The sequence below is a fragment of the Ulvibacter sp. 2305UL32-6 genome, assembly GCF_058148545.1.
The window spans coordinates 168513-181146 of sequence record NZ_JBYVKA010000004.1 but is presented as its reverse complement, the minus strand read 5'-3'; the positions used below and the strand labels follow the sequence as shown (position 1 = coordinate 181146).

Sequence of the window (12634 nt, the reverse complement as noted above, 5' to 3'; positions counted from 1 at the left end):
CCAGGTCTGTAACTTTTGTTGCTTAACTAAAATGCTTAAATTTTTACTTTTGATTCGAAAAACTAATCAATTATGGATACAGAAATTCTTGCTAGAATCCAATTTGCATTTACCATAGCCTTTCATTACATCTACCCACCTTTAAGCATAGGTTTAGGATTATTGATGGTACTCTTTGAGAGTATGTATATGAAAACCAAAAACAAACAGTATCATACTCTCGCCAAGTTCTGGACTAAGATTTTTGCACTTACCTTCGGAATAGGTGTAGTTACCGGCATTGTGATGGAGTTCGAATTTGGCACCAATTGGGCAACCTATTCGAGATATGTTGGTGATATCTTCGGAAGCGCTTTGGCCGCGGAAGGCATTTTCGCATTCGCTTTGGAAAGTGGATTTTTAGGAATATTGTTATTTGGATGGAATCGCGTCAAACCCTGGGTGCATCTTGTGTCTACCATTGGAGTATTCTTAGGTTCTATGTTTTCAGCAGTGTGGATCGTAGTTGCCAATAGTTGGCAACAAACACCTGCGGGATATCATATCGTTGGCGAAGGAATGAATGCCCGAGCCGAAATTGTAGACTTTTGGGCAATGGTGTTTAATCCGTCAAGTGTAGATAGACTTACACATACTTGGTTTGCTGCCTTTCTTGCTGGTGCATTTTTAGTTCTAAGTGTTCACGCCTATTACCTCTTAAAAGGACGCTATATTTTAATCTCTAAAATGGCTTTTAAAATAGCACTTACAGTGGCTACTATTTTTTCATTGGCACAATTAGTAACAGGACATAGCTCTGCAGATGGTGTTGCTGAAAATCAACCCGCAAAACTCGCTGCACTCGAAGGACATTATGAAGCAAGCGGCCCAGCCGATATGTATCTTTTTGGTTGGGTAAATGACGAAACTCAGGAGGTCACCGGACTAAAAATTCCTGGCGGACTTTCCTTTCTAATTCACCAAGATTTTGATGCTCCCGTTACTGGACTAAATGCATTTCCAAAACAAGACAGACCTGGGCAAATAAACGCCGTATTCCAGTTTTATCATATCATGATAGCAATAGGTATGTTCTTTATTGGTCTCACATTATACGCTAGTTATCTATGGTGGCGAGGTACACTATTCGAAAAGAAATGGTTATTAAAAATATTCGTTTTTTCAGTAATTTTAGCACAAATAGGAAATCAGGTAGGCTGGTTTGCTGCTGAAATGGGACGACAACCCTGGGTCGTTTATGGACACTTACGAACCTCAGAGGCTTTCTCGCAGGCCGTAACTGCAAACCAAATTGTTTTCTCACTTATTCTATTCTTTGTAGTGTATGCTTTGCTCCTTTTCTTGTTCTTATACCTTTTAACAAAAAAGATCAAACACGGGCCCTATAGTGAAGATGATAACGATATGAACGAAAGAAAATTTACGAAAGAGATCTCAAACCAAGTCGCTAAAACCTTAAACGCTTAGATATGGAAACTTTATTTGGAATAGATTATCCAACGCTATGGTATCTCGTTGTTGGCGGTGTTTTTTCTGGTTATGCAATATTAGATGGCTTCGACTTTGGTGCGGGTGCATGGCATTTATTCTTTAAAAAAGAATTGAGCCGGCGCGTGGCCCTAAATGCAGTCGGTCCAGTTTGGGACGGTAACGAAGTATGGCTTGTGATTGGAGGCGGCGCATTGTTTGCAGGGTTTCCTGTTATGTATGCCACCTTCTTCTCTGGTCTATACATTCCCTTTATGTTGTTTTTAATGTTTATTATTTTTCGAGCAATCGCCATTGAATTCAGAAGTAAAGAAGAGTGGCCTTGGTGGCGCAAAATGTGGGATATTGCCTATAGTATAAGCAGTATCATGCTTGCATTTCTGCTTGGTGTTGTCTTAGGAAATGTATTACAAGGAATTCCTATAGGACCCGATCTTGAATACGATGGTAGTCCGTTCTTAGGATTCTTAAATCCATACGCCATTATTACTGGCTTTACCACATTATTCCTATTTATGACCCATGGAGCAATTTATCTCCTTTTAAAAACCGAGGGTAAATTGTTTGATAAATTAGAAGGGCTACTAAAAAAAGGGATTATTTTATTTGTCATTTTCTTTATGATTACTACCCTTTATACCTTGATCTATATTCCTCACCTTTCAGACGATTTTAAGGCTAATCCCGCCTTATTTATAATACCGCTACTTACTTTTTTAAGTATTGCCAATATTCCGCGTTTGGCTCATAAAAAACGTTTTAAACTAGCTTTTTTCTTCTCTGCCTTAACAATTTCTTTAATGATGACACTTGTTGCCATTGAACTATACCCAACCCTCCTCTATTCAACCATAGATCCAGCAAACAGCATTACTATCTATAACGCTGCATCATCAGATAAGTCGTTGGGTATTAGCCTTACCATGGTTGCCATAGGAGCACCATTGGTGCTTGGTTACACCTTTTTTGTTTATAAAACCTTCGCCGGAAAAGTTAAGCTGGATGACCATAGTTATTAATAAGTGGCTCTTTTTACCATTCCCTTAAGGTATAATTACTCCAAAAACGGCATTCAAAATTGCACGTATTGGTTTTTAATATAGCTTCCTATTTGTTAACTTGCTTTAAAGGAATAAAAGAATGACATTACTGCATAGTGATGCTTTTCAAAATTATAAAAGTGCATGAGCAGTAACACACAAGAGGCCTTAGTAGAACGCATCAAAGAGCTTACGTGTCTCTATGAAATCTCGTCGATTATCAATAATGCCGACCCCGAAGCTATGTCAGATACATTACGGGCGATGGCGCTAAGTTTAAAAAAGGCCTTCCAACATCCCAACCAGACAGAAATTTGTATAGAAACACCACTAGACTCATATAAAACCGGGGCAAATAGTGCGACTCAGATTACTTCGGAAATCATCGTTTTTAATAAAACTAAAGGTCTAATCACCGCCTCTCTTAACGAATTACATCACACTTTTTTAAAGGAAGAGAAACCTCTTTTAGACAATGTTGCGCTAAAATTGGGGAATCTATTGGAACGTATTGAAATTCAGAAAAATGAAACATCCCTACGTAGACAAATGGAACGTGCAGATCGATTAGGTATTTTAGGAGAAATCACAGCGGGGATCGCTCACGAATTAAACACGCCACTCGCAAATATATTGGGCTTTACTGAATTACTAAAAGAGGACCTAAAAGAGAATACGCAGTCGTTAAACGACCTAGATAAGATTATTCAAAATGCCATTTTCTCGAGAGAAGTGGTTAAAAAGTTGATGTTTTTTGCTTGTGAAATGCCACAAGAAATGCAATATGTAAACATCGTTCCTAATATTAAAAATGCAATTGCCTTACTGGATGCTTCGTTTAAAAAAGCAAATGTAAAATGCAAAGTAAATATTAAAGAGGAGTCGTTGATATTGCGGGCAGACAACATACAACTCACTCAAATTATTTTTAACCTAATTATCAATGCTATTTATTTCTCTCCTGAAAACGGATCGGTCACTATTGAAGCATATCAAACTGCAAATCATGTCATTTTAAAAATTTCTGATGAAGGTTCAGGCTTGACTGAGGAGGCATTGGATAAAATCTTCCAGCCTTTCTTTACCACAAAACCCACAGGTGAAGGTCTAGGTTTAGGCTTAAGCGTGGTACATGGTATTGTGGCTAGCCATAACGGAACGATAACCGCAGAGAATAATCTAAAAAAAGGCGCCACCTTTACCGTTAAAATTCCAAAATCATAGCTATGCGATTACAAAAGGAAAACATACTGATTGTAGATGACGATATCAACATCTTAGAGTTATTGCAGCGCCATTTACGTTCATGGAACTATCATAGCTATAAGGCTGTTTCTGTTAAAGAGGCCGTCTCTATTCTACGAGATACACATATTGATTTGCTGATAACAGATTTAAAAATGCCCGAAATAGATGGTTTTGAGCTTATAAAGTTTGTCTCAGAGCACTATCCACACTTGCCTAAATTAGTGGTAACAGGTTATCCTTCGGTTCAGGATTCGCTTACATCAATTAAATCTGGTGTAGTAGATTATTTGACCAAGCCGTTTACCAAAGAAGAATTAAAAGCTGCTATTGACAGTTCTTTATTTTCTTCGGAAAAGGTTAAAGACAATATCATGGCAACTTCCGTAGAAAAAAATAAAGCCTACGCCGGTATTATTGGAAATTCGGAAAAGATCCATGAGGTCATTCAAATTATTGAACGTGTAAAAAATAATAAAGCCACAATCTTTATTAAGGGGGAAAGTGGTACAGGAAAAGAACTTGTAGCACGCGCTATTCATTATCAAGGGAAATTTTCGAGAGCTCCTTTTATCGCTGTAAATTGTGGAGGGATCCCTGAAAATCTCTTAGAATCTGAACTTTTTGGTTATACCAAAGGAGCATTTACGGGTGCCGATAAAGATCGAGATGGATTCTTCCAAGCAGCTAATGGAGGTACTATTTTTTTAGATGAAATAGGAAATGCATCGACGGCCGTACAATCGAGATTACTACGGGTACTTCAAGAGAAAGAGGTCGTAAAAGTAGGTGCGCAAAAAGCAGAAAAAGTGGATGTTCGAATCATTGCGGCAACCAATAGCGACCTTAAAGAAATGATCAAAAAGGAAACATTTAGAGAAGACCTTTTTTATCGTCTTACCGTAGTTGAAATTGACGTAGCTCCCTTACGCGAGCGAAAAGAGGACATTCCGTTATTAGTTGAAAAGTTCTTGTTTAAATACGGCGTAGAATACAAAGATAGATTTGTAAAAATAAGTCCGAATGCATTAGCTGTTTTACAACGTTATGACTGGCCTGGGAATATTCGCGAACTTGAAAACATCGTCCAGCGTGCTGTAATAATGTGTGATACTACTATTGAGATTCAACATCTGCCAGACACATTAAAATTCAATATCAATTTTCCTAAAGAGGAATTGCCAACTCTAAAGGAAATAGAAAGACAGTATATCCAGAAAGTTCTGAATACAACCAATAATAATAAAACCAAAGCTGCAGAAATTTTAGGTATTGACCGAAAAACCATCCGTCAGAAACTCTCCGAATAGTCTATTTACAATGGTAGCATTCTACCCGATCGGGTAATTTCACCCCAGTTGCCATCATACTTCTTATTTTTTAAAACAGCGTAAACCCCCTAAAACAGAGGGGTTTCTTGTTTAGGAACTATTCTTAGTTTCTATTGGCATATACATTGCTTTTTGGTATTAGAAATATCAATTATGTATTATGAAATCTAATTCATTCAATCTTTGTCCCACATGCATATACAACATTACATGTGTGCTAACCGATCAGAAGAGTCAAGTATGGTCGTGTAGCGAATACGACGAAGCTGCGGAGGTCAATGATACTTCGCTAGAGCCTACAAAAATAATAACAACAAAACAAGAGCCGAAAATGGCTATGGTTTAAACAGCGTAAATAATAAGCTATGATCTTTAAAACATTAATCACTCCATTTATAACTGGATATTCTAATTCAAAAAAAATGAGACTAGAACTAATTCGTCAGGGAGCTTCTGGAATCTCAAAAAAGCAAAGCTGCCGTAACACAATATGGGTTCAAAAATATTTCAAATAACAAATAGAAGTTCGAAGCACTTCAAAAAATTATAGTTTTTATAAACCAGTAAATACGCTTGCCTTCGATCAATTTCTAAAATGATCCTAACGGCGGCCCACTATTATGACAACAATAACAGAAACACTTACAAAAAAGAAGGTTAAAAAAGCCCCAGTTAAAGGGATGATGGATAACGTGATGGAGCAATTCAATAGCGCCGCAGATCATATTGACCTCCATCCTAATATTAGAAAAATATTAAGCATCACCAATAATGAGATCATCGTTCATTTTCCAGTAAAAATGGATAATGGAGAAGTCGAAATCTTTACTGGTTATCGCGTACAACACAACAATGCTTTGGGTCCTTATAAAGGCGGTTTACGCTATCACCCAACGGTAGATATCGACGCGGCGAGAGCTTTAGCGATGTGGATGACATGGAAGACATCTTTGGCAGGTTTACCTTACGGTGGTGGTAAAGGTGGAATTCAGCTTGATCCTTCAAAATACTCGCAAGGAGAATTAGAGCGTATCACGCGCCGATTCACGTTTGCGTTAGCCGATAATATTGGTCCTGAGCACGATATTCCAGCGCCAGACGTCAATACTAACAGTCAAACAATGGCTTGGATCGCTGATACCTATATGAGTACACGCCCACCAGCCGAACGCACCGCAAATCAGCATGTAGTTACAGGGAAGCCTGAAGGTAGCGGCGGACTTGAAGGACGCGATAGAGCTACAGGTTACGGAGTCTTTTTAAGTATTAAGTTTTGGGCTGAACGAAATAATACAACCTTGAAAGACAAGAAATTCATTGTACAAGGTTTTGGAAATGTTGGCTATTGGGCTTCGTTATTCTTGGAAAAAGAAGGCGCAAAATTAGTAGCGGTTCAGGATGCCTTCGGAAGTATTGAAAATCAACACGGAATAAATGTAGACGACCTTTTCAATTACACCAAAGCGAACAAAGGAAGTCTTGTTGCTTTTCCAGATGCAAGCGCTATGGATAAAAATGATTTCTTCGGAACGGATTGTGATATCTGTATTCCCGCTGCCTTAGGAAACCAGATCACCAAAGACAATGCAAGACAAATAAAGGCAATTTTGATCGCTGAAGGAGCAAACGGTCCTACCAATGTGGAAGGAGAAAAAATTCTCTTACAACGTGGTATCGCTATAATACCAGACATCCTCTGTAATTCGGGAGGTGTTGTAGGCAGTTATTTTGAATGGCTACAAAACCGCAATGGTGAATTGTGGCAATTAGATGAAGTTATAGCAAAACTTGAGAAAAAGATGCGAGAATCCTTTAATAAGGTCTATGAGTATTCGGAAACCGAAGGAATGGATCTACGAACAGCAGCCTATTGTATTGCAATCAAACGAATTGAGAAAGCATATGTTCAACGAGGGATCTTCCCTTAAGCGTTAGTAAAATTAAAATACACTCTTATGAAATACGGAAGTTTAATCTTGGAAAAAAAGGAGTATGTCTTTTTAAAGCGCATACTCAATATCTCTGGCTATGCAGAAGATTTTGAAATTCAGAAGTCATTACAGCGTTTGAGTGATGAATTAAAGAATGCTCAGATTGTGGACGAGGAGAATATGCCAAACGATGTCATTCGTTTTAATAGTAAGATCATGGTGTATTCTGAAACCGGCTGGGAAAAGACACTACAGCTTGTAATTCCTTCTGAAAAGGACGCGAAACAAACAAAAATTTCGGTGCTTACCCCTATGGGCGCTGCACTATTTGGTTACTCGGAAGGTGATACGGTCGTTTGGAATTTTCCAACCGGCGAACAAAAGATAAAAATTGTTGCTGTCACACAAACACGAAACAGCAGTACTAGTAAAATTGATATTTCAATTTAAAAAAAAAGAATAATAATGGAAACTTTGCAAACCGAAATATACAACCACGATAGTGATGTGGATGTAACGCATAAGATCAATACGATCGAGTTAGACAATTGGATCAACCATTTGACCTACATTAAAAAAGAGCTGAATAACTTAATCGGACTTTGTGGAGATGATTTAACTACCAAGTTGGATGATGAATGTGTACTTCAGAAATTTAAGAAGAAAAACACCGAGAACGAAAACCTACTAAATGTGCTTCGGAAGTATATGAGTTCGCGTGTAAATATTGCAGAATGTGAAGACACGCAATGCGATATGGCTTATATCGCAGAGCATCAAAGCTACCGAAGAAGTTATTTGTATCATTTAGATAAATACAGACGCCTTAAAGATGAGTTTTTTAATAAAATACAAGGGAAATTTACTTTATTGAATATTACACCATAACCGCTATTGGAAACCTCTTTACCATACAAAACTGATTATCAACGACGCTTGTGTATCAAAAAAGATCTTATTGAATTAAGTCAGTGGATCGATGTGCTCACAGCATTAAACAATGAATTAGATCAATTAAAACGAATTGAGAAGCAACTATTACACAATGGTCGTATTGAAGCAGATCTGCAAGGTTTAAGACGAAAAAACACCCTAATCATGGGTAGTTTATGTAAATATGAGCAAGAACTTACTGCCGAATATGAATATGGAAAGAGAGCGTATGATGTCCCCAGAGCCAAGGAACATGAAAAAAAACGTGATGTATATTCGGTGGTAATTCTTGAATTCCGAAAGCTGAAAACGCAGATCTATGATGACCTGTTAAAATATCAACGCAAATAAAAACCAAGACTCATGAAAAATATCTTAATTCCAATTGACCTCGTTCATCACAGCCATGATGCCATAGATTATGCTATTAAGTTTTTCGCAAAAGAATCTTGTATTTTTTACTTTCTGAATACTTATGGCTACGATGTTGACAAATTCAATTCTTTACACGTATTACCCGCAGATAATTACTGGTTTGAAAAACCAAAATATGAGTCTGAAACATGCTTAGGACGAGTGATTCAAAAATATACACTCAGCAACACGAATAAGAAGCACCGCTTTAATGCAATTTCGGAGTGTAATAACCTTATTGAAGGCATAAGAAAGACCATTAAAGATATTAACATCGATTTGGTTGTAGTCACCGAAAAAATGTCTATAAATGCACATACCAATAGGTATAGCAGAAATACCAAGCGGATCATTGAAAACGTACGGGAATGTCCTGTAATGATCATTCCAGCAACGGCGTATATGCGCAAGAACCCGGAATTTATCCTGATCTCTAGTTTTGAAGTAGCATTATCAACAACTGAATTAGAAAATTGGTTCGACCTAGTAAAAATTGCAAACGGTAGTATAAAAATAGTGACCCTCGGAACGAAGGAAAGTATGAGCCACATTCAGAAGACAAATCAAAATAAGGTTCGTTTTCAAATTGAGCTACTCGCTAAGGTTTCTGTCACAATTGGTTATTTAGAAACCCCTGAAGAACTTAAAAACTTTGCAAATTATCATTCAGATTATATCATTTGCTTGATGGATAAAAAGCCAGATTTTTGGCGAAAATGTGGCTTAACACATTCACAAATTACAAAACTCGGACCCATGGAACGTACTCCGCTCATTGCCTTACACGGTTAAAATAAAAACGATGAAAAAGCTAAAATTTAATATCGCGATCGGACTCATAGGACTTGCTATTATTGCACTACTATCATGGTTAGTACCTGCGCCTATTTTTTAAATGGAAGAAAATGACCATCAATTCGTTCTACAACAAAACTTTGTAATGGCTTAAAAATCATTTATCGTGATCTCATTCTTTTATTTAACATTAACACTTGCTGTTAAACAATTCTGAATTGTGATTTTTATAGTACTTAATCCATCCAAATCCTTGTAGTTTTAAGGTAAGAAAAATTAAGAACCGCTGATCTATTCAGCTTTAAAACAAAAACCTATGAAAACTACACTTGAAGAAGCTAAAGAAAAAAGTCATGACAATTTGGTAAGCAATCTACAAGGTTTACTAGAAAAGAACTATGACGCCGAAAAGGGTTTTAAAAATGCCCTTGAAAACGCAAAAGACACAAGACTTAAATCGTATCTAAAACAACAGGCTGCTCAACGAGCGCGTTTTGCCACAGAGTTAGATAACGAAATTCGTTCTTTAAATGAAACTCCAAAGGAAAACGGTTCGGTTACCGGAACCTTACACCGTACTTGGATGGATGTAAAGAACGTATTTTCAGGAGACAACGATGAAGCTGTATTGGAAGAATGCATCCGCGGAGAAAAGGCAAGTGTTCATGCTTATGAAGAAACCTTAAAGGAAAATAGCTTCCCTCCTGCTATCGCTGGGAAATTAGAGCGTCAAGCTTCTGAAATTAAAGAAACATTGTCATCGGTAAAACGATTAGAAGACATTGAAGATTCTTGGAGCTAGATTTTATTGCTAGATCCTATTAAAAATGCCTCTGAGATTCAGAGGCATTTTTTTTTCTGTCGCGTTAGGGATAGCAGTGAAAATCCTTTTGGTACAGCCAAAAGATTGAAACGGATAGCCCGACCCAGACCGAGCGCTAGTGACTGGCTGGGGAACGCCCAAATAAATAACCTTTTTAGTTTACTCTTTAACGAGTTTAGTGGCGCTTATCAATTTATTTCCTTCAAGGATAGAAATAGAGTAAAGTCCGGATGCGAGATTGCCAATATCAATAGTGTTCTTCGAAACAGTATACATTTCTGAAGAAATTGTTCTTCCGCTCAAATCTGAAATAACAATATTATACAATGCCAGGTCGGCAGCGGCTACATCAATCATTACCGTGTTTTTAGTTGGATTAGGATAAATAGCAAAACCATTCTTTTGAAAATCGGAAACGCCTAGATCGGCTGCTGGTAATTCTAATAGTGGTCCGCCAACTGGTGTGGCTGCATACAGCCCTAAAGAAGGTCCGTCGAGGTTTTGGGATGGGTCAAAAAAACCAGAGGCCAGTACCGTTAATGCTGCTCCGTTAAAACCCAAGGTTTGCAATGGCGCTTGGTATGCAGCCAAACCTGTATTTCCGTCGGCTGTTCTAATTTCTACGATATAATCTTCGGTAGGCAATTCTAGATAGCCTTCGAACTGAGTATAACTAATATTATCTACAATAGTACCCAAGCCAACTTGTGTTTCAACGACATCAATCGTAGGGGCATCTGTAGAACCGTGATATAAAAGAATATCGACATTGGCTGGATTAGTAGCGGTTTCACGGGCCATTGATTGTATATTCAATTCAAATGGAGGTGATGGATTATATCCTGCAGGGCTTTCTATTCCAGATAAAACACCTACATAGGTTCCTCCATTAACAAGTGTAACAGGCAAAACATAAAAGGCAGATCCTGCATCTGTACTATTTCCTAAAGCAATAGCAATATCTATTTCGATGCCAGCCGGAAGATCTACAAAGGCCGTGGCGTTTCGAAACGTAAAATTATCGACTGCAAGAATGGATTCAACATAAACATCGACGACCTCAACGTTAAAGTCGGCCGAGTTATGAATCAGCTGAACACGTGCTGTTTGAGAGAAAATGGTTGCTGTACAAAAAATGGCAACGAAAGTGAGTACTAGAGTTTTCATAATTGGTTTTTTAGTTATCCAAAGGTAAACTAAAAGCAACAATTATCATGAAACAACTTCTATACCCACATCTTTAATAGCCTTATAACCCCCTGCTACATCAATTGCATTATGAATTCCGCGACTTTTAAGAATAGATGCGGCAATTACAGAACGATAGCCACCAGCACAATGTACATAGAAGGGTTCATCCTTAGGAAATAAGCTTAGGTGAGTATTGATAAACTCTAAAGAGGTATGGGTTGCCTTCGGAATATGTCCCGCAGCAAATTCGCCCTCTTTACGAACATCAAAAATAGGGATATCATTTTCCATGCGATCCTGAAGCGTTTCTGCAGAGATCGATTCCATACTATCTGTTTCTTTGCCAGCTGCTATCCAAGCTTGAATACCGCCTTCTAAATACCCTATGGTATTATCAAAACCAACTCGTGATAATCTAGTGATAACTTCTTCTTCTCTACCCTCTGGGGCGATCAGTAAGATAGGTTGTTTTACGTCTGCGATCAACGCACCCACCCATGGAGCGAATCCACCATCGATACCAATAAAAATACTATTTGGAATATGAGCATCCATAAAATCAACTTGGTGACGAACATCAAGCATGACAGCTCCGGTATCGTTGACCAATTGTTCGAAATCTTTTGGAGCAAGTTTTCGCGTTCCGCGTTCTATCACATCGTCGAGTGCATCATAGCCTTCGCGATTCATTTTTACATTTAGCGGAAAGTATTTAGGCGGTGGTAATAACCCATCAGTAACTTCTTCGATAAACTCTTCTTTTGTCATGTCGGCCCGCAAGGCATAGTTGATCTTTTTTTGGTTCCCTAAGGTATCAACCGTTTCTTTCATCATATGTTTTCCGCAGGAAGAACCTGCACCATGTGCTGGATATACAATAACCTCGTCACCTAACGGCATGATCTTGTTTCGAAGACTATCAAATAATATGCCTGCCAGATCTTCCTGTGTGATCTCATTTCCTTTCTGCGCTAGGTCTGGTCTTCCCACATCACCTAAAAACAAGGTGTCACCGCTAAATATACAGTAGTCGTTGCCTTGCTCATCGCGCAACAAATAGGTTGTACTTTCCATGGTATGACCTGGGGTATGTAACACAACAATAGTAACATCTCCAACTTTAAATTCTTGTAGGTCTTTAGCGATGATCGCGTTAAACGAAGGATTTGCCAACGGACCGTAAACGATCTCTGCTCCTGTTTCTTCAGCCAAAGTTACATGCCCGCTTACAAAATCAGCATGAAAATGTGTCTCGAAAATATATTTTATAGTTACACCATCGCGTTTAGCCCGTTCTAAATAAGGGGTTGTTTCTCTCAATGGATCAATGATGGCGGCCTCACCATTACTCATAATATAATACGCTCCTTGTGATAAACAGCCTGTATAAATTTGTTCAACGATCATGCTTCAAAGTTTTTGCAAATATAGCGATTGTGGAGC

12 protein-coding genes are annotated in these 12634 nt (G+C 38.1%); 10 read left to right on the top strand and 2 right to left on the bottom strand.

Features of this window, described 5'->3' with window-relative positions; all coding sequences use genetic code 11:
- Nucleotides 1-72: 72 nt before the first annotated feature.
- The 10 genes from ACY2RU_RS13590 (at nt 73) to ACY2RU_RS13545 (ending at nt 9979) form a co-directional block, all read left to right on the top strand.
- Nucleotides 73-1467 (top strand): cytochrome ubiquinol oxidase subunit I, encoded by a 1395-nt coding sequence (locus ACY2RU_RS13590; RefSeq protein WP_490139017.1) that lies wholly within the window; start codon nt 73-75, stop codon nt 1465-1467.
- Between the two features lie 2 nt (nt 1468-1469).
- The gene (gene cydB / locus ACY2RU_RS13585; RefSeq protein ID WP_490139016.1) at nt 1470-2507 is read left to right on the top strand and encodes a cytochrome d ubiquinol oxidase subunit II; all 1038 of its coding nucleotides are present in this window, start codon (nt 1470-1472) and stop codon (nt 2505-2507) included.
- Between the two features lie 165 nt (nt 2508-2672).
- Nucleotides 2673-3752 carry a sensor histidine kinase gene (locus ACY2RU_RS13580; RefSeq protein WP_490139015.1) on the top strand — a complete coding sequence of 360 codons (1080 nt, stop codon included), beginning with the start codon at nt 2673-2675 and terminating at the stop codon, nt 3750-3752.
- A 2-nt stretch (nt 3753-3754) separates the two neighbouring features.
- A complete protein-coding gene (locus ACY2RU_RS13575) occupies nt 3755-5083 on the top strand; it encodes a sigma-54-dependent transcriptional regulator (protein ID WP_490139014.1) in 1329 nt (442 codons plus the stop codon).
- Between the two features lie 641 nt (nt 5084-5724).
- Nucleotides 5725-7032 carry a Glu/Leu/Phe/Val family dehydrogenase gene (locus tag ACY2RU_RS13570; protein WP_490139013.1) on the top strand — a complete coding sequence of 436 codons (1308 nt, stop codon included), beginning with the start codon at nt 5725-5727 and terminating at the stop codon, nt 7030-7032.
- A gap of 27 nt (nt 7033-7059) precedes the next feature.
- Nucleotides 7060-7485 carry a GreA/GreB family elongation factor gene (locus ACY2RU_RS13565; RefSeq protein ID WP_490139012.1) on the top strand — a complete coding sequence of 142 codons (426 nt, stop codon included), beginning with the start codon at nt 7060-7062 and terminating at the stop codon, nt 7483-7485.
- Nucleotides 7486-7500: 15 nt separating this feature from the next.
- The gene (locus ACY2RU_RS13560) at nt 7501-7923 is read left to right on the top strand and encodes a hypothetical protein (RefSeq protein WP_490139011.1); all 423 of its coding nucleotides are present in this window, start codon (nt 7501-7503) and stop codon (nt 7921-7923) included.
- A 6-nt stretch (nt 7924-7929) separates the two neighbouring features.
- Complete coding sequence (locus ACY2RU_RS13555) at nt 7930-8319, top strand: hypothetical protein (protein WP_490139010.1); 390 nt, start codon at nt 7930-7932, stop codon at nt 8317-8319.
- Nucleotides 8320-8331: 12 nt separating this feature from the next.
- Complete coding sequence (locus ACY2RU_RS13550) at nt 8332-9174, top strand: universal stress protein (RefSeq protein ID WP_490139009.1); 843 nt, start codon at nt 8332-8334, stop codon at nt 9172-9174.
- A gap of 319 nt (nt 9175-9493) precedes the next feature.
- The gene (locus ACY2RU_RS13545) at nt 9494-9979 is read left to right on the top strand and encodes a ferritin-like domain-containing protein (RefSeq protein ID WP_490139008.1); all 486 of its coding nucleotides are present in this window, start codon (nt 9494-9496) and stop codon (nt 9977-9979) included.
- Nucleotides 9980-10159: 180 nt separating this feature from the next.
- On the opposite strand, the gene ACY2RU_RS13540 is transcribed toward ACY2RU_RS13545, so the two are convergent.
- Entirely contained in the window at nt 10160-11167 is a 1008-nt protein-coding gene (locus ACY2RU_RS13540) for a T9SS type A sorting domain-containing protein (protein WP_490139007.1), read from the bottom strand.
- Between the two features lie 45 nt (nt 11168-11212).
- The gene (locus ACY2RU_RS13535; RefSeq protein ID WP_490139006.1) at nt 11213-12598 is read right to left on the bottom strand and encodes an MBL fold metallo-hydrolase; all 1386 of its coding nucleotides are present in this window, start codon (nt 12596-12598) and stop codon (nt 11213-11215) included.
- Between the last annotated feature and the right edge of the window lie 36 nt (nt 12599-12634).

Excerpts from the sequence above, each read along its gene's own strand:
- ACY2RU_RS13590 (WP_490139017.1), top strand. The coding sequence starts at position 73 with ATGGATACAGAAATTCTTGCTAGAATCCAATTTGCATTTACCATAGCC.
- cydB (WP_490139016.1), top strand. The coding sequence starts at position 1,470 with ATGGAAACTTTATTTGGAATAGATTATCCAACGCTATGGTATCTCGTT.
- ACY2RU_RS13580 (WP_490139015.1), top strand. The coding sequence starts at position 2,673 with ATGAGCAGTAACACACAAGAGGCCTTAGTAGAACGCATCAAAGAGCTT.
- ACY2RU_RS13575 (WP_490139014.1), top strand. The coding sequence starts at position 3,755 with ATGCGATTACAAAAGGAAAACATACTGATTGTAGATGACGATATCAAC.
- ACY2RU_RS13570 (WP_490139013.1), top strand. The coding sequence starts at position 5,725 with ATGACAACAATAACAGAAACACTTACAAAAAAGAAGGTTAAAAAAGCC.
- ACY2RU_RS13565 (WP_490139012.1), top strand. The coding sequence starts at position 7,060 with ATGAAATACGGAAGTTTAATCTTGGAAAAAAAGGAGTATGTCTTTTTA.
- ACY2RU_RS13560 (WP_490139011.1), top strand. The coding sequence starts at position 7,501 with ATGGAAACTTTGCAAACCGAAATATACAACCACGATAGTGATGTGGAT.
- ACY2RU_RS13550 (WP_490139009.1), top strand. The coding sequence starts at position 8,332 with ATGAAAAATATCTTAATTCCAATTGACCTCGTTCATCACAGCCATGAT.
- ACY2RU_RS13545 (WP_490139008.1), top strand. The coding sequence starts at position 9,494 with ATGAAAACTACACTTGAAGAAGCTAAAGAAAAAAGTCATGACAATTTG.
- ACY2RU_RS13540 (WP_490139007.1), bottom strand. The coding sequence starts at position 11,167 with ATGAAAACTCTAGTACTCACTTTCGTTGCCATTTTTTGTACAGCAACC.
- ACY2RU_RS13535 (WP_490139006.1), bottom strand. The coding sequence starts at position 12,598 with ATGATCGTTGAACAAATTTATACAGGCTGTTTATCACAAGGAGCGTAT.